Source organism: Microtetraspora malaysiensis (assembly GCF_050947145.1).
GTDB lineage: Bacteria > Actinomycetota > Actinomycetes > Streptosporangiales > Streptosporangiaceae > Microtetraspora_A > Microtetraspora_A malaysiensis.
In genome coordinates, this window is the sequence record NZ_CP191998.1 from 8,136,750 (window position 1) to 8,153,786 (window position 17,037).

Annotated in this window: 13 protein-coding genes; 6 read left to right on the plus strand and 7 right to left on the minus strand. The window is 71.7% G+C overall.

The annotated features are described in order from the left end of the window. Nucleotides 1–53: 53 nt before the first annotated feature. Nucleotides 54–638: a helix-turn-helix domain-containing protein gene (locus ACQP1V_RS38015; protein WP_067125345.1), complete on the minus strand. Its 585-nt coding sequence runs from the start codon at nucleotides 636–638 to the stop codon at nucleotides 54–56. A 96-nt stretch (nucleotides 639–734) separates the two neighbouring features. Between ACQP1V_RS38015 and ACQP1V_RS38020 the strand changes: the two genes are divergently transcribed. Then, nucleotides 735–1,568: an EamA family transporter gene (locus tag ACQP1V_RS38020; protein ID WP_433426090.1), complete on the plus strand. Its 834-nt coding sequence runs from the start codon at nucleotides 735–737 to the stop codon at nucleotides 1,566–1,568. 83 nt (nucleotides 1,569–1,651) lie between these two features. On the opposite strand, the gene ACQP1V_RS38025 is transcribed toward ACQP1V_RS38020, so the two are convergent. Further along, complete coding sequence (locus ACQP1V_RS38025; protein WP_061255234.1) at nucleotides 1,652–2,239, minus strand: sigma-70 family RNA polymerase sigma factor; 588 nt, start codon at nucleotides 2,237–2,239, stop codon at nucleotides 1,652–1,654. 262 nt (nucleotides 2,240–2,501) lie between these two features. Here ACQP1V_RS38025 and ACQP1V_RS38030 point away from each other — a divergent pair, with 262 nt between their 5' ends. Next, nucleotides 2,502–3,575, plus strand: a complete 1,074-nt coding sequence (locus tag ACQP1V_RS38030) for a PLP-dependent cysteine synthase family protein (protein WP_433415627.1) — start codon at nucleotides 2,502–2,504, stop codon at nucleotides 3,573–3,575. Between the two features lie 93 nt (nucleotides 3,576–3,668). Here the strand turns inward: ACQP1V_RS38030 and ACQP1V_RS38035 are convergent, their stop codons facing one another. Then, nucleotides 3,669–4,673, minus strand: a complete 1,005-nt coding sequence (locus ACQP1V_RS38035; protein WP_387414610.1) for an ABC transporter substrate-binding protein — start codon at nucleotides 4,671–4,673, stop codon at nucleotides 3,669–3,671. 106 nt (nucleotides 4,674–4,779) lie between these two features. On the opposite strand from ACQP1V_RS38035, the gene ACQP1V_RS38040 reads away from it, so the two are divergent. The 3 genes from ACQP1V_RS38040 to ACQP1V_RS38050 are packed head-to-tail and all read left to right on the plus strand — an operon-like array spanning nucleotide 4,780 to nucleotide 7,651. Beyond that, the gene (locus ACQP1V_RS38040; protein WP_433415630.1) at nucleotides 4,780–5,793 is read left to right on the plus strand and encodes a FecCD family ABC transporter permease; all 1,014 of its coding nucleotides are present in this window, start codon (nucleotides 4,780–4,782) and stop codon (nucleotides 5,791–5,793) included. Then, nucleotides 5,790–6,860: a FecCD family ABC transporter permease gene (locus tag ACQP1V_RS38045; RefSeq protein ID WP_387414614.1), complete on the plus strand. Its 1,071-nt coding sequence runs from the start codon at nucleotides 5,790–5,792 to the stop codon at nucleotides 6,858–6,860. The genes ACQP1V_RS38040 and ACQP1V_RS38045 overlap by 4 nt, the downstream gene beginning before the upstream one ends. After that, on the plus strand, nucleotides 6,857–7,651 hold the full coding sequence (locus ACQP1V_RS38050; RefSeq protein ID WP_433415634.1) for an ABC transporter ATP-binding protein: 795 nt from the start codon (nucleotides 6,857–6,859) through the stop codon (nucleotides 7,649–7,651). Before ACQP1V_RS38045 ends, ACQP1V_RS38050 begins: the two co-directional genes overlap by 4 nt. Here the strand turns inward: ACQP1V_RS38050 and ACQP1V_RS38055 are convergent. Then, nucleotides 7,590–9,557: a tetratricopeptide repeat protein gene (locus ACQP1V_RS38055; RefSeq protein ID WP_433415637.1), complete on the minus strand. Its 1,968-nt coding sequence runs from the start codon at nucleotides 9,555–9,557 to the stop codon at nucleotides 7,590–7,592. The genes ACQP1V_RS38050 and ACQP1V_RS38055 overlap by 62 nt on opposite strands. A gap of 787 nt (nucleotides 9,558–10,344) precedes the next feature. Here ACQP1V_RS38055 and ACQP1V_RS38060 point away from each other — a divergent pair. After that, nucleotides 10,345–10,839, plus strand: a complete 495-nt coding sequence (locus ACQP1V_RS38060; RefSeq protein WP_387414619.1) for a hemerythrin domain-containing protein — start codon at nucleotides 10,345–10,347, stop codon at nucleotides 10,837–10,839. Nucleotides 10,840–10,912: 73 nt separating this feature from the next. Here the strand turns inward: ACQP1V_RS38060 and ACQP1V_RS38065 are convergent, their stop codons facing one another. The 3 genes from ACQP1V_RS38065 to smc form a co-directional block, all read right to left on the minus strand. Continuing rightward, nucleotides 10,913–11,644, minus strand: coding sequence for a dienelactone hydrolase family protein (locus ACQP1V_RS38065; protein ID WP_433415640.1), 732 nt, complete (start codon nucleotides 11,642–11,644; stop codon nucleotides 10,913–10,915). 196 nt (nucleotides 11,645–11,840) lie between these two features. Further along, nucleotides 11,841–13,007, minus strand: coding sequence for a signal recognition particle-docking protein FtsY (ftsY, locus tag ACQP1V_RS38070; RefSeq protein ID WP_433218812.1), 1,167 nt, complete (start codon nucleotides 13,005–13,007; stop codon nucleotides 11,841–11,843). Nucleotides 13,008–13,068: 61 nt separating this feature from the next. After that, nucleotides 13,069–16,785: a chromosome segregation protein SMC gene (smc, locus tag ACQP1V_RS38075; RefSeq protein WP_433415642.1), complete on the minus strand. Its 3,717-nt coding sequence runs from the start codon at nucleotides 16,783–16,785 to the stop codon at nucleotides 13,069–13,071. Between the last annotated feature and the right edge of the window lie 252 nt (nucleotides 16,786–17,037).

Below are 17,037 nucleotides of genomic sequence, written 5' to 3' on the forward strand. Positions count from 1 at the left end.
AACCCGGCATCACGGCACGACGCGAGTCGTTCGCGGCCGGCCAGGCGGAACCGTCAATAAGGCTGGTCGGCCTGCTCGCGGGGTTCGATGACGGCCATCATGAAGCGGAGCGGGCCGTCCCCCTCGTTCGCGTAGCGATGCGGCCGGTCGCCGCTGAAGACGACCGCCTCGTCGGCCCCGACCGTGTGGCTCTTGCCGTACACGGTGAGGGTGAGCTCGCCCTCCAGGACGCTGAGCATCTCGCGGGTGCCGGCCGGGTGCGGGTCGCCGTCGTGGTGCTCGCCGGGGCCGAGCCGCCAGTCCCACAGTTCGCAGATGGCCGGCGCGTCCGCGCCCACCAGCAGCCGCGCCTCGCCCCCGCTCGCGTGGCGGAAGGTCACCACGTCGGCGGCGTGGACGACCCGGACGACGGGGGTCTCGGACACCTCGACGAGCCGGCCGACCGTGACCCCGAGAGCCTCGGCGATCCTGCTCAGCGTGTTGATGCTGGGATTGGTCCGGCCCTGCTCGATCTGGATGAGCATCCCGCGACTCACCCCCGACCGGGCCGCGAGCTCGTCGAGTGTCATCCCGCGATGGGCGCGCTGCCCGCGCACGTTGGTGGCGATGGCCGCGCTGATCGTCTCCAGATCCGGCATGGGTACAGCCTAGTGAATCTGATTTGCAATCTGTTGCACTCAACATGTTGTATGAACAGTGCAATTCAGTGAACTGTGAGGTGCGCGGTGACGGCAGTGGCGCTCGCTACGGCGTGTGCAGTGATCTTCGGTACGGCCGACTTCTTCGGCGGGCTGGCCACGCGACGATCCCGCGTGCTCGCGGTCGTCGTGATCTCCCAGCTCGGCGGGCTGGTGCTGGTCTGCGCCCTCATGCCCGTCCTGCCCGGGGAGGCGAGCCCGGCGGCGCTGCTGTGGGGCATGGCCTCGGGCGTGGCCGGGGCCGCCGGCATCGTTCTGTTCTACCGGGGCCTGGCGTCGGGGATGATGTCCGTGGTCGCGCCGACGACGGCGACCACCTCCATGGCGGTCCCCGTGCTGTTCGGGCTGATCCAGGGCGAGCGGCCGTCCGTCACCGCGATGGTCGGGATCGCGCTCGGCCTGCTCGCCGTGCTCCTCGTGAGCCGCGACTCCGCCGCCGGCCCGTCCCGCGCCCGGCTCGGCCCGATCGTGAGCGCGCTCGCGTCAGGCGCGGGCTTCGGTGGGTTCTTCGTGCTGCTCAAGCTGGCCCCGGCCGGCTCGGGCCTGTGGCCGCTGGCCGGGGCGCGCATCGCGTCGATCTCGCTGGTCGTGCTGCTGGCGCTCGTCTCGCGCCGGACGCTGCGCCCGATCCCGGGGGCACTCCCGGTGACGATCGCGGCCGGCGTGCTCGACATGGCCGCCAACATCCTCTACCTGCTGGCGGCCCGCGGCGGGATGCTCAGCCTGGTGGCCGTGCTGGTGTCGCTCTACCCCGCGAGCACGCTACTGCTCGCGCGGTACGTGCTGGACGAACGGCTCAACCGGGTGCAGATCGCGGGGGTGGGGTTCGCGCTCAGCGCGGTGGCGCTGATCGCCGTGCCACACACCTAATGCGTTTCCGTAAACGTTCACCGGGATCGAGGGAGCGGAGTGGAAGGGAGCGACCGCAGCGAAGGCCCAGCCGGCGGGTGCGGTCAGGCGGCGACGGGCACGCGGACGACGCCCTCCTCGCGGGCGTATTCGGCGAGCATGCCGCGGAGCTGGCGGCGGCCCCGGTGCAGCCGGGACATCACGGTGCCGATGGGGGTGCCCATCCGGTCGGCGATCTCCTTGTACGCGAACCCCTCGACGTCGGCGAGGTAGACCGCGACCCGGAAGTCCTCGGGCAGGGCGCGCAGGGCGTTCATGACGGCGCTGTCCGGAAGCTGCTCAAGCGCCTCGGTCTCCGCGGACTTCAAACCGGTGGACATGTGCGACTCCGCCGCGGCGAGCTGCCAATCCTCGATCTCCTCGGCGGCGGACAGCTTGGGCGAACGCTGCTTCTTGCGGTAGTCGTTGATGAAGTTGTTCGTCAGGATCCGGTGCAGCCACGCCTTCAGGTTCGTGCCCTCACGGAACTGGTGGTAGGAGGTGTACGCCTTGGCCACCGTCTCCTGGACCAGGTCCTCGGCGTCGGCCTGGTTGCGGGTGAGACGCATGGCGGAGGCGTAAAGCTGACCGGTCACCGGGACGACATCGCGTTCGAACCATGCCTGGCGCTGCTCATCGGTCATCGTGATCATTTCCATCCCCCTACGCGAAACTGCTCCCCCGCTACCCCTCCGGCGTGAACCCATGCGGGCGCCCGGGACCTGTTACGTCGCTCGACATCGTTGCAGGGGACTCGTAAGCGAAGTGTTAAGGGTCGTGCCTGGTCAGAGGGGTCACCGCGGACGTGGGCCGGCACGGCGAAGTCACGTGCGGCCCGTCTAAGTCTCATTACAATAACACTCATTACTCGATCCTGTAGAAATTGTGGCAAACCTCACTAGCTAGGGTTATGGCATGGAATACGTGGAACGGCACGACCCGGGCATCCGTCGATGGGCGGCGGACGCCATCCAGGCCGTGGAGGCCGACGCGAACCGCAGTTGCGACACGCACCTGCATGTCTTCCCGCTCCCTCCGCACTGGGGCGTCGATCTCTACCTCAAAGACGAGTCGGTCCACCCGACCGGTTCACTGAAGCATCGACTCGCTCGTTCCCTCTTCCTGTATGGCCTGGCCAACGGCTGGATCGGCCCGACGACCACGATCATCGAGTCGTCCAGCGGCTCCACCGCGGTCAGCGAGGCGTACTTCGCCCGGCTGCTCGGCCTGCCGTTCATCGCGGTGATCCCGGCGAGCACGTCGCCGGAGAAGCGGGAGATCATCGAGTTCCACGGCGGTAAGTGCCATCTCGTGGACGACCCCTGCGCGATCTACGCGGAGTCCCGGCGGCTGGCCGAGGAGACCGGCGGCCACTACATGGACCAGTTCACCTACGCCGAGCGGGCCACGGACTGGCGGGGCAACAACAACATCGCGGAGAGCGTCTTCAACCAGATGGCCCTGGAACGGCATCCGGAGCCCGCGTGGATCGTGGTGAGCGCGGGGACCGGCGGCACGTCCGCCACCATCGGGCGCTACATCCGGTACCGGCGGCACCAGACGCGGCTCTGCGTGGCCGACCCCGAGGGCTCCGCGTTCTACCCCTCCTGGGTCGCGGGCGAGGAGCGTCCGGGGACGGGCTCCCGCATCGAGGGCATCGGCCGCCCCCGGGTCGAGCCGTCGTTCATGCCCGCGGTGATCGACCGGATGACCCAGGTGCCCGACGCGATGTCGATCGCCGCCATGCGGTGGGTCAAGGAGGTCACCCGCCTCGACGTGGGCGGGTCGACCGGGACCAACATGGCGGCCGCCGTACAGATCATCAAGGAGATGCGGGCGGCGGGTGAGCGGGGCAGCGTGGTGACGCTGATCTGCGACGGCGGCGAACGCTACCGGGACACCTACGGCGACGACGGCTGGCTCGAACGCCAGGGCATCGACATCGCGCCGCACCTGGAGGAGCTGCGCGCCTTCCACGCCCCCGCATAACCCACGCGCTCCCCGCCCCGCCCCCCTACGCGAGACTCCGGCCAGGTCGCATCGCCCCCGGCCGGCGTCTCGCGTAGGCGTACGCGCCGGACCTCAGGCCTGCCGGGCGGGGTCCACGCCGAAGGCCGCGGCCAGGTCGTCGAGAATGACATGCGCGCCCTGCATGCCGACCGCCGACATCCACGTCTGGTCGGAGACGTCGTGCTTCTCGCCCTTGAGCTTGCCCCACAGCGGGTTGGCGGTGAACTTCTTCTTCGTCTCGTCCGCCGCCGGGTCCTGGTACGAGCTCACGAAGATGTGGTCGGCGTCGAGGTCGGCGATGCGCTCCTCGCTGATCTCCACCATGATCGTGTCGGTGACGGTCGGCTGCCCCTCCGGCCGGGGGAATCCGACGTCCTTGAGCACGACCCCGGAGTAGGAGTTCTCCACGTAGAGCCGGACCGTCGGCTCGCCGGCGAACCTGACGATGGAGACGGTCGGCATCTTCCCGCCGTTCTTCTCCTTGATCTCCTCGCCGATCTTGGCGGCGCGGGCCTCGTACGCGCTGATCCGCTGCTCGGCGAGGTCCTCCTTGCCCAGGGCCTTGCCCACCAGGCGGAGGTTGTCCTTCCAGATGGCGCCGGTGGTCTCGCTGAAAACGGTCGGGGCGATGGCCGAGAGCTTGTCGTACAGGGCCTCGTGGCGGACCTTGGCCGACACGATGAGGTCCGGCTTGAGCTCGGCGATCTTCTCCAGGCTGGGCGCCTCCAGCGTGCCCACCGGCACCGCGTTCGCCGCGTTGGCCAGGACCGGCCGCAGATAGTCGGGCAGCTTCTCCTCGATCGACCGGTACTGCGTGTAGCCGACGACCTCGGTGTCCAGCGTCAGGACGGCGTCGACGAAGCTCTGGTCGAGCGCGACGACGCGCTTCGGCTGCGCCTTCACCTCGGTCTTGCCCATGGCGTGCTCGACCACCCGGGGGTACCCCGTCTGCGCGGCCGACGTCGCCTCCGTCGTCCCGCTCGCGTTCCCCGGGTCGGTCGCGGTGGTGGACGAGCCGCAGGCGGCGACCGCCATGGCCAGCACGATCCCGGCGCCCAAGGCGCGAAGCGCTCTCATCAAAAACCCGGCCTTTCTTAGGTAAGGGGGCCCTAAATTAGCTAAGGCTCACCTAAGCCTGACATACTCGTCCCGGTCAAGCGACAGAGAGAGGGATCACGTACCCATGAGTGCCCTGCGCCCGCGACGCCGGCGGGCGGGCGTCCTCGCGGCGCTCCTCACGGCGGTGCTCGCCGGGGCCGTGCTCAGTGTCGCGATCGGCGCCAAGTCGGTGCCGCTCGGCGACGTGTGGCACGCCCTCTGGTCGCCCGGCGGGACGGAGAGCGACATCATCGTCCGCACACTGCGCGTCCCGCGCACCGCCCTCGGCCTGCTGGCCGGGGTCGCGCTCGGCGTCGCCGGCGCGCTCATGCAGGGGCACACGCGCAACCCGCTCGCCGACCCCGGACTGCTCGGCGTCACCCAGGGCGCGGCCTTCGCGATGGTCCTCGCCATCATCGCGTTCGGCGTCTCGAACCTGTACGGCTACATCTGGTTCGGCCTGGCCGGCGCCCTCGTCGCGAGCGTCGGCGTCTTCGCGATCGGCTCCGTCGGCGGCCGAGGCGGCCCGAGCCCCCTCACCCTCGCGCTCGCCGGAACCGCCGTCAGCGCCTTCCTGTACGCGCTGACCTCCGGACTCGTTCTCGTGAACGAGCAGGCCATGGACGTCTTCCGCTTCTGGCAGGCGGGCTCCATCGCCGGGCGGGGCGCGGGCGTGGCCTGGCAGGTCCTGCCGTTCATCGCCGCCGGACTGGTGCTCGCGCTGGCGAACGCGCCGGGGCTCAACGCGCTCTCCCTGGGCGAGGACGTCGCGCGCTCCCTCGGCCGCAACGTCACGGCGACCCGGGCACTCGGCATCACCGCCGTGACCCTGCTGACCGCCGGGGCGGTGGCCGCGTGCGGCGCGCTCGCGTTCGTCGGCCTGATCGTCCCCCACCTGGCCCGCGCGCTCTCCGGCCCCGACCACCGGTGGCTGCTGCCGTACTCGGGACTGCTCGGCGCGGCGGCGCTGCTGCTCGCGGACGTGGTCGGCAGAGTGGTCGCCCGGCCCGGCGAGCTGGAGGCCGGGGTGGTGCTCGCCCTGATCGGCGCCCCGTTCTTCGTCGCGCTGGTCCGCCGCAGGAAGCCGGTGCGGCTGTGACCGGCGTACGGCTCCCGCATGCCCGGCCGTACCGGGCGGGCAAGATCTCCTGGCTGGTCCGCCCGCGCGGCGTGGCGGCCGGGCTCACCGGGCTCGCGCTGATCGCGGTCCTGGTCGCGCTCAGCCTGCGGATCGGCGACTTCCCGCTGTCCCTGGGCGAGATCGTCGCGTCGCTGACCGGCACCGGAGGCAACCACTTCGTCGTGGTCGAGCTGCGCCTCCCCCGCGCCCTGACCGGCGTGCTGGTCGGCGCCGCGCTCGGACTCTCCGGCGCGATCACCCAGTCGATCGCGCGCAACGCGCTGGCCAGCCCCGACATCCTCGGCGTGACCTCGGGAGCCAGCGTGACCGTGGTGGCGGTGATCGTCGGCAGCGGCACCGTGTACGGCGGGGCCAGCGGGGCCCTGGCCGGTGTCGGCATCCCCGTCGCCGCGCTGGCCGGCGGCCTGATCGGTGCGGTGATCGTCTACTCGCTCGCCTGGCGGCGCGGGCTGGACGGGTACCGCCTGGTCCTGGTCGGCGTCGGCGTCGCCGCCGTGTTCACCAACGTCAAGTACTGGCTGATGACGACCGGCGACGTCAACGACAGCTCCCGCGCGATGGTGTGGATCAGCGGCTCGCTGAACGGGCGCGGCTGGGAGCACGTCGCTCCCGTGGCGTACGCGCTGGTCGTGCTGGTGCCGCTCTGCCTGGCCGGGACCCGGGTGCTGTCGGCGCTCAGGTTCGGCGACGAGACGGCGACCGGGCTCGGCGTCCGGCTGAACGCGGCCCGCGCCGTGCTGCTGCTCGGAGCCGTGCTGCTCGCGGCGGTCGCGACCGCCGCAGCCGGGCCGATCGCGTTCGTCGCCCTGGCGGCGCCACAGATCGCGCTGCGCCTGGCCGGGGTGGCCCAGCCGCCGCTGGTGGTGTCCGCCGTCACCGGCGCCGTCCTGACGTCGGCCGCCGACCTCGCCGCGCGCAGCCTCTTCGCGCCGGTGGAACTGCCTGTCGGCGTGGTCACCGCCGTACTCGGGGCTCCCTACCTGATCTATCTGCTCATCCGCGCCCGCCGGGAGGCACGCTCGTGAACACGCGGTTGGAAGCCGTCGACATCCGCCTGGGCTACGGCGACCGGGTGATCGTGGACGGGCTCGACCTCGGCATCGAGAGCGGGACGATCACCACGATCATCGGCCCGAACGGCTGCGGCAAGTCCACGCTCCTACGCGCCCTGGGACGGCTGATCAAGCCCCTGGGCGGCCAGGTGCTGCTCGACGGGAAGCGGATCGACCGGATGCCGTCGCGCGAGGTGGCCCGGCTCCTCGGCGTCCTCCCGCAGGCGCCCGCCGCGCCCGAGGGGCTGACGGTCGCCGACCTGGTGGCCCGCGGACGGCATCCGCACCAGACGTGGTACCGCCAGTGGTCGCCGGACGACGAGAGCGCGGTGGCCGAGGCGCTGGAGCGTACCGGCCTGCTCGACCTCGCCGACCGGCCGCTGGACGAGCTGTCCGGCGGGCAGCGGCAGCGGGCGTGGATCTCGATGGCCCTCGCCCAGGGCACGGGACTCCTCCTGCTCGACGAGCCGACCACGTTCCTGGACCTGGCGCACCAGATCGAGGTGCTGGAGCTGGTCGATCAGCTACACGCGCAGGCGGGCAAGACGGTGGTCATGGTGCTGCACGACCTGAACCTCGCCGCGCGGTACGCCGACCGGCTCGTGGCGATGCGCGACGGCCGGGTGATCGCGGCCGGCCCGCCCGCCGACGTGCTGACCGAGGAGCTGCTGGCCGAGGTCTTCGGCCTGAACGCCAAGATCATCACTGATCCGGTGGCGGGCACTCCCCTGGTGGTGCCGATCGGGACGGCAAATCGGGCCTGACGGCCGCCAGTTCCCGCCGGATGTCCTCGTCCTCCGGGGCGAGCTCGGCCGCCCGCAGGAGGTCCTCCCGGGCCTCCTCGTCGCGGCCGAGCGCCCGGAGCGCCACCGCCCGGTTGAACCGTACGGCCGGATCGTCCCCGCATTCGAGCGCCCGGGTGAGGTCGGCCACCGCGTCCTCCGGCGCGCCCGTCTCGAACGCCAGGATCCCGCGGCTCACCCAGAGCGCGGCGAGCGCCGGATCGTGGCGCAGCCCCGTGTCGAAAGCCTTCCTCGCCTCGGCGTGCCTGCCCTCGGCCGCCTCCACCTGCCCCAGCACACACAGCAGGTACGCGTTGCGCGGGTCGAGGGCGAGCCCCTGGAGCGCGTCCGCGCGGGCCCTGCCGTACTCGCCGAACTCGACGAACAGCCCGGCGCGGTTGGCGTACGCGTCGGCGAACCCCGGGTCGAGTTCGAGGGCGTAGTCGAGGTCGGCCAGCGCGCCCGCGTGGTCTCCGGCCTGGAACCTGATCTCCGCCCGGTTGTAGTACGCCTCGGGGAACGGCGGCCCGGCCCGCATGGCCGTCTCGTAGTCGGCGACGGCGTCCTGCGGGCGGCCGAGCCGGTGCAGCAGGTTGCCCCTGCTGATGTAGTAGTCGGGATATCCCGGGTCGGCCGCGACGGCCGCGTCCAGGTCGGCCAGCGCCCACTCCGGGTCGCCGAGCATCGCGGTCAGCTGCCCCCGGTTCGCCCGCAGGACCAGCCGGTGGATGGGGTGCTCGCCGGGATCGAGGTCGCGGTCGGCGAGCTCGATCGCCTGCTCCACCAGCCGCAGCGCCTCCTCCGGCCGCCCCGCGCGCATCACCACCAGCGCCTTGCCGTTGAGGTCGAAGCTCAGGTGGAAGGCCCGCTCCCTGCGGTCGGGCAGCGACGAGGTGATCGCGACCGCCTCGTCGATCCACGACAGCGCCTCGCCCACGTCACGCGCCGCCGGGTCGTGATGCCGCATCAGCAGCATCGCGGTCGCGTACGCGGCGGTGGCCCGGTTCTTGGGGTCGGCGCTCTCCCGCCGGGCCCGGTCCAGGATCGCCCGCGCCTCATCCTCCCGCTCGACGGCCGCGAGCGCGCCCGCGGTGCGGTGGACGAGCGACCACCAGGCGTCCGGATCGGCGTCCGGGTCGGCCTCGGCGTGGGCCCCGCCCAGCGCCCGCACACCGAGCCGGGCCGCCGCGTGGTGGAAGCCCTCGGTGAAGTAGCGTTCCACCACCTCCGGCCCGTGCTCGTCCCCGCTCCGGCTCTCGTGGTAGCTGTGGTGCTCCTCCTGACCGCTCCCTCCCGCGACGGTCGCACCGCCGTCCGGCACGGGGAGGGCATGCCGCTTGAGCGCGGCGGTGAGAACGGGGTCCGCGCTCTCGGCGCAGACGACGACGGTGAGCAGCGCGGGGTCGATCCTGCGGAGCAGGACGGCGAGGAACTCCTGGTCCGTCTCGTCGGCCACGTCGGCGCGTTCCACGACGAGCGCGGCGGGCCCCACCTCCTTGAGGTGGTCGTGGACGAACTCCGCCAGCCCGTTGGCGAGCCGGAGCGTACGGCGCGGCGCGGGGACGAGGATCCGCTCCGCCTTGGGGAGGTGCGCCGCGAGCGACCCTCGCACGGCCGGCACAACGTCCCTCAACCCGGGGGCCGCCGCGCGGATCTCGATGTCGTGTGCGTCGACGAGTTCCTTTCGCGCCCCAGGGACGATCGCGTGGAGCAGCGCGCTCGCGACCGTGTACGGCGCCGCCCTGTGGCCGGGCACGGCCGACTGATCGTCGGGGACGGGACGGATCCCCTGGAAGGTCCGATCGGAACCCGTCCCACCGTCCGGGCGGTCGGCCGACCGGCCGTGCGCCGGACCGGCCGTCACACCGACGACGACGGGGGGAGCCACGAGCGGGGGTATGTCACGTTCCCCGTTCCAGCGCCGCCCTTGGACCCACAGATGACGCACACGCGCTCCCCTCGTCGCCCCCGGAAGGGCGAGACCATGCCGTACGGCGGCAGGTCTCGCCGGTCGCTCACGCGTGGTGCTTGGCGCTGGCCTGGCCGGAGAGCTGGACCGTGCCGGGCTTGTGAACAACGACCTTCTTCATCAGGGCCTCTCTGATCTCGTCTGAGGAACGACGCCCATGTCAACACGGACCACGTCAGGTCACAAGACCTAGGCTGGTAATGGTCATTTCCCGATAAATCATGACAACTGCGCAACCGGGGCATGGCCGTGTCTATTTGCGCTCGCTCCGCTCGCGCGGGCTCGGGCCGCCCTCAGGCGATGTCTTCCCTCGTCACTGTGTCTATTTGCGCTCGCTCCGCTCGCGCGGGCTCGGGCCGCCCTCAGGCGATGTCTTCCCTCGTCACTCGGGGCCTCGTCCCTCAGCCCACTCGTTCCTCAGTCCAGACACCGCCGCGCCCCGAGCGTGATGGTCCGGCGCCTTAACAATCGATGGCGCTCGCGCGGGCCCACTCGTTCCTCAGTCCAGACACCGCCGCGCCCCGAGCGTGATGGTTGGGTGCCGTGACGATCGACGGCGCTCGCGCGGGCTCGGGGCGCCGGACGACTGGTCACGTTCGGGCGATTTGACCGGCGGCCGCGATCATGATGTAGTCCGTGCCTGCGTCGCGGTGTACCCGGCAAGGAGATCGCCGAGGACATGGAGGCGCCGGAACATGGGACCACCATGGAAACATCTCACGAGCGCCTGGCGGCGTTCGGCAACCAGTTGATCGAAGTACACCTCTGGCTCCGGGAGGAGCTCGCCGCCCTCCGCGAGGACGTCGACGCCTATCTCGCCGGAGGCACCCGCCCCCGCGATCTGCGAGCCCACTGCCTGACCTTCTGCACCGCCCTCCAGCGACACCACGTCGGCGAGGACGGCGGCGCCTTCCCCGTGCTCGCGGAGCGATTCCCCGAGTTGCGCCCCGTGCTGGACGAGTTGCGCCGCGACCATCAGCTCGTGGAGGACTCCCTCACGCGACTACAGGCCCTCCTCGACGGCCTGGGCCGAGAGACCGACCCCGTCGTACTGCGCAGCGAGCTGGACAGTCTCGCCGCGCTGATGGAGACCCACTTCGTCTACGAGGAGAAGCGGATCCTCGCGGCGCTCAACACGCTGGACGCGCCGGAATGGGACCGTTCGCGGCCCGATTTCCTGCTCATGGACGAGGAGACCTGACCGGTCCCCAGTGTTGCGAGCGCGCCGATCGGGAGCGGATCCAGATCGGCGCGTCGCACCGCAGGCGGCAGTATCAGCCGAGGTGCCGGGCGAAGAACCGCAGCGTGCTGTCCAGCTCGAATGCCGGGATCTCGACGTGCTTGCCGGGGTTGGCATGCAGCGTCTTCTCGGCCGAGGCCAAGGCGTCGAACAGCGCCAAGCCCTGGGCCCGCGGCATCCGCTCATCGTCCCACTGCAGCAGGAACTCCACCGGGACGGTGATTCTCGCGGCGGCCTCCGCCGATGCCTGCGCCCCGCCCAGGCCCAGCACCGCGGCGCGGACCCGGGGTTCGGCGGCAACGAACGGAACGCCGAGTCCGCAACCCAACGACACGCCCCAGTAGCCCACCGGACCAGCCCCGACGTGCTCGGCTTGCTGGACCGCGTCCAGGACCGCCTGCCATTCCGGGACAGTCTGGCGGGCTACGAGCGCCTGGAACCCAGCGATCAGCGGAGCCAGATCCTCTCCGGCGTCCGCGCGAGCCTGGTTCTCGGTCGCGATCCGGTTGTACTCCTCGTCCTTCGGCCGGTCGCCATGGCCGGGCACGTCGACCGCCACCACCGCGAACCCACACTCGGCCACGAAGCGGCGCGCACGGGCCACGATGCCGGGGGCCTTCTTGTGTTGACCGCCGCCGTGTCCCATGAAGACAAGGGGACGCGTACCGGCGGCGCCTTCTGGCGTCCACAGCACGCCGGGAATCTCACCGAGGGTGAAGAGTTGTTCGGAGACACCGTCACACGACGTCTCAGAGGTGAAGCGCATAGCGTTTCAGCCTTTCGGGATGCCTTCTGCGGGCACTCCCTAGGCCATGCGAGGGAGGGAGTCCCGACCTGTCACAGCGTTGATCGGTCTCACCTCCTCAGTTCGCGGTAGCGCACAGCGCCGTCGAACGTATCACAAAGTGCAAAAGACGGGCGGGATCGGACGGTGCCGTCGATCCCGCCCGTCTCGGCGAGGCTCAGTCGCCCAGCAGGGCGTCCACGAACACCTCGGGGTCGAAGGGCGCCAGGTCGTCGGGCCCCTCGCCCAGGCCGACCAGCTTGACCGGCACGCCCAGCTCGCGCTGGACCGAGATGACGATGCCGCCCTTGGCCGTGCCGTCGAGCTTGGTCAGGGCGATGCCGGTGATGTTCACCGCCTCGGCGAACACCTGGGCCTGACGCATGCCGTTCTGGCCGGTCGTGGCGTCGAGGACGAGCAGCACCTCGTCGACCACGGCCTTCTTCTCGATCACCCGCTTGACCTTGCCCAGCTCGTCCATCAGGCCGGTCTTGGTGTGCAGCCGTCCGGCGGTGTCGATGATGACCGTGTCGGCGCTGTCCTCGATGCCCTTGGCCACCGCGTCGAACGCGACGGACGCCGGGTCGCCGCCCTCGGGGCCGCGTACGACGGCGGCGCCCACACGGTCACCCCAGGTCTGCAGCTGGTCGGTCGCGGCCGCCCGGAACGTGTCCGCGGCGCCGAGGACGACCGTGTTGCCGTCGCCCACCAGGGCGCGGGCCAGCTTGCCCGTCGTGGTCGTCTTGCCGGTGCCGTTCACGCCGACGACCAGGAGCACGGCGGGCCGTCCCGCCGGCGACTTGGTGTGCAGAGTGCGATCCAGGTCGGGCGAGATCTGCTTGAGCAGTTCCTCCCTGAGCAGGCCGCGGACCTCCTCCGGAGTACGCGTGCCGAGGACCTTCACCTTGGTCCGCAGCTCCTCGACCATCGCCCGCGTCGGCGCGACGCCGACGTCGGCCGTGATCAGGATCTCCTCGATCTCGTCCCAGACCTCGTCGTCGAGCCGGTCGCGCGAGAGCAGTTCGAGGAGTCCCCTGCCCAGCACGCTCTGGGAGCGGGACAGGCGCGTGCGCAGCCGCACCATACGGCCGGCCGAGGGCGGCGGCACCTCGATCTCGGGCGCCTTGAGCAGCTCCTCCTCGGGCGGAGGAAGGGTGGTGATGGTGCCGCCCTCCCGGTCGACCGGGCCCTCCTGCGGAGGAACCTTCAGGTCCGGGATCTGCGGCTCCGGCGGCGCCTCCACCGGAGGGAGGTCCTTGGCTCTGGGCCGGAACAGGAACAGGCCGCCCACCGCCAGTACGGCGATGACGACGACCATCACAATGATGCCGAGGTAACCTTCCACGCGCTCAAGTTTTCCAGACGCCCCCAGATGCTCCAGCACGCCCCGCTCAACCGCCGCATCTTCAGAGGGCTTCGCGGATGCGCTGGCTGATCACCTGGGTGACGCCGTCGCCGCGCATGGAGACTCCGTACAGCGCGTCGGCGATCTCCATGGTGCGTTTCTGGTGCGTGATGACGATGAGCTGGGAGTTCTCCCGCAGCTCCTCGAAGAGGGTCAGCAGGCGCTGGGTGTTGGTGTCGTCCAGGGCCGCCTCGACCTCGTCCATCACGTAGAACGGCGAGGGGCGCGCCTTGAAGATGGCGACCAGGAAGGCGACCGCGGTGAGCGACCGCTCGCCGCCGGACAGCAGCGACAGGCGCTTGACCTTCTTTCCGGGCGGGCGGGCCTCGACCTCGACCCCCGTGGTCAGCATGTCGGAGGGGTCGGTGAGCAGGAGGCGGCCCTCGCCGCCGGGGAAGACCCGTCCGAAGATCTCGGTGAACTCGCGGGCCACGTCCTCGTACGCCGCGGAGAACACCTGCTCGACCCGGTCGTCGACCTCCTTGACGACGAGGAGGAGGTCCCGGCGCGTCTTCTTGAGGTCTTCGAGCTGGGACGTCAGGAACGCGTGGCGCTCCTCAAGCGCGGCGAACTCCTCAAGCGCGAGCGGGTTGACCTTGCCGAGCTGCGTCATCTGACGGTCCGCCGTCTTGGCCCGCTTCTCCTGCTCGTCGCGGACGTACGGGATCGGCGGCTCGCCCGGCACCGGGACCGCGGGGCCGTACTCGGCGACCAGGGCCTCCGGCTCGACGCCGTACTCGTCGAAGGCCCGCTGCTCAAGCTGTTCGAGTCGCAGCCGCTGCTCGGTGCGGGCCATCTCGCTTCCGTGCGCCCGGTTGACCAGCCGGTCCAGCTCGCCGCCGAGCTCCCGGACGCGGATCCGCACGGTCTTGAGCTCCGCCTCGATCTCGCCGCGGGCCCGCTCGGCCTCGTCGCGCTCGGCCGCCGCCCGGTCGATGGAGCCGACGAGCGCCGTGAGCGCGGCCTGCGCGGCCCGCGCGACGGCGGCGGCGATCTGCGCCTGCCTGCGCCGCCGCTCGCGCTGCGCGGCGGCCCGGGCGCGGTCCTCGCGCTCGCGCTGCGCGGCGCGCAGCAGCCCTTCGGCGCGCCCGGCGATGCCTCTGACCCGCTCCTCCGCCGTGCGTACGGCGAGCCGGGCCTCCATCTCGGACTGCCTGCTCACGCCGCAGGCGGCGGTCAGTTCGTCGCGCCTCTCGGTGGTGGGCTCGGCTTCCAGCTCCTGGGCGTACTCGGCCTCGGCCAGCCGCTCCTCCATCTCGGCCGCGTCCGCCTCCGCGGCCTGCCGGGCCTCCTCGGCGTCCTGTACGGACTTGGCCAACCGGGCGCTCTCGTCATGGGCGGCCTTGACGGCGGCCTCCAGCCGGGCGAGCTGCTTGGCCGCGTCCGCCGTCCGGCGGTCGGCGTCCCGCTGCTTGGACCGGACCCGGTCCAGCACACCTTGGGCCGCGTTGAGGCCGTTCTGCGCGGTGTTGACGGCGTTCTGCACGGCGCTGACCCCGGCTTGGGCCTCGTTCACGCGCGCCTGCGCCGCCTCGAGCGCGAGCTGGGCCTCGGCCTCCGCGGCGACGGCCTGCTCCAGAAGTTCGGCGTTCTCCTCCGCGGTGGCGCGGGCGGCCTCCAGATCGACGGTCGCCTCGTCGAGCGCGGCCCGCATCTGCAGGGCTGAGCCACCGTCGCCGGAGCCGCCGCCGGCCTCGTACACACCGAGCAGGTCGCCCGCCCGGGTGACGGCCCGGATGCCCGGATGGCCCTCCACGACCTTGCGCGCGGCGGCGAGGTCCTCGACGACGAGAACCCCTGACAGCACGGCGTCGACGGCGGCGCGCAGCTCGTCCGGCGCGGTGACGAGATCGGCGGCCCAGACCGTGCCGGCGATGGGCACGGGGGGACGCGCCTTGCCTCGTTCGTGGTCGGTCGAGGCGATCAGCAGCCCGGCCCGCCCGCCGTCGTCGTCCCGCAGGTGTTCGAGCGCGGCGACGGCCCCCTCCAGCGAGGCCACGGCGACCGCGTCGGCGGCCAGCACGGCGGCGACGGCCGCCTCTGCTCCCGGGCGTACGGCGAGCATGGTCGCGATGGGGCCGAGCACGCCGGGGATGCCCGCGCCGAGCAGCGCGGCGGCACCGTCGGCTCCCTGGGCGAGGCTCATCTCCAGCGTCTCGCGGCGGGCGTCGAGAGCGGCGACGGCGCGCTGCGACTCCTGGTCGGCGGCGCGGGCCGCGGCGACCGCGGACGTGGCGGCGGCGACCGCCGCCCGGGGACCGGCGACGGCTTCCTTGGCCCGCTCGACGGCCTCCTTGGCCTCGTCCACCAGCGCCCTGGCCGACTCGACGGCGGCACGGGCGATCTCCACGCCCTCCTCGGCCCCGTTCAGCTCGGCGGCGAGGGCCGGGTCGGCGGCGGGCTCGTCGAGCTCGTGGGCGTCACAGTCGGCCTGGGCGTGCTCGGCCCGCAGACGCGCCTCGTCAAGGGCGCGGGAGAGCCGGCCGATCTCCTCTCCGGCGGCCCTGGCCCGGCTCCTGGCGGACTCGGCCTGGCCACGCAGCCGGGCCAGGCTCTCCCGGCGGTCGGCCGCGGCCCGGGCGGCGGCCGCCAGCCTGCGCTCCTCCAGGCTCAGCGCCTCCTCGGCCTCGGCGCGGATCTCCACCGCGGCCGACAGCCGTTCGCGCGTCTCGTCGAGCTCCTCCGAGAGGACGCGCTCCTTCTCGCGGACCTCGGCGGCCTCCCGCTCGAACTCCTCGGGGTCGCGGCCGCGCCGCTCGATCGACGCCGCGTCGGCGGCGTGCCGTTCGCGCTCCAGGGCGAGCCCTTCGACGCCGCGCAGCCGTTCCCGCAGGGCGGAGAGCCGGTAGAACGTCTCCTGGGAGGCGGTGAGCCGCGGCTGGGCCTCGGCCGCCACGGCCTCCAGCTCGGCCTCACGCCGCTGGTCGCGCCCGAGGTCGGCCTCGACCTGGGCCCGCCGGGCCTGTACGGCCGCCTCGTCGGCGGCCTCGCGTTCGAGGATCTCGCGGAGGGTGACGACGTCGTCGGCGAGCAGCCGCAGGCGGGCGTCGCGCAGGTCGGCCTGGATGACGGCGGCCTTGCGGGCGATCTCCGCCTGGCGGCCCAGCGGCTTGAGCTGGCGGCGCAGCTCGGTCGTGAGGTCCTGCACGCGGTTGAGGTTGGCCTGCATCGCGTCGAGCTTCCGCAGCGCCTTCTCCTTGCGCTTGCGATGCTTGAGCACGCCCGCGGCCTCTTCGATGAACGCCCTGCGGTCCTCGGGGCCGGCGTGCAGGACCTGGTCGAGCTGGCCCTGGCCCACGATGACGTGCATCTCACGGCCGATGCCGGAGTCGGAGAGCAGCTCCTGGATGTCGAGGAGCCGGCAGGTGTCGCCGTTGATGGCGTACTCGCTCTGGCCGGAGCGGAACATGAGGCGGCTGATCGTCACCTCGGTGTAGTCGATCGGCAGCGCACCGTCGGAGTTGTCGATCGTGAGCGTGACCTCGGCCCGGCCGAGGGGCGGCCGGCTGGAGGTGCCGGCGAAGATGACGTCCTCCATCTTGCCGCCGCGCAGCGACTTGGCGCTGTGCTCGCCCATCACCCAGGCGAGGGCGTCGACCACGTTGGACTTGCCGGAGCCGTTGGGGCCGACCACGCAGGTGATGCCGGGCTCGAACCGCAGGGTGGTCGCGGAGGCGAAGGACTTGAAGCCGCGCAGGGTCAAGGTCTTCAGATACAACGACCCGCCCCCTCCCTGCCCAGCTTTGCCGGAAGACTACCGGTCCCCTGGGACGGGAGGCAGCGGATATCACCCGAAGCGGTGCCGGGGGCCGCGCGACGGGCCCGATATGGAATACCCCTGGGGACAATTTTGTACGGAACCGGGATTATCGAACCGTCGACGGGAAGGCCTATCGGGACGAATGCGTTTATACCGGCCGCAAAAATGCATTGGGCTACACAAATGACAAGGGACGCCTTTGGCAGGCGT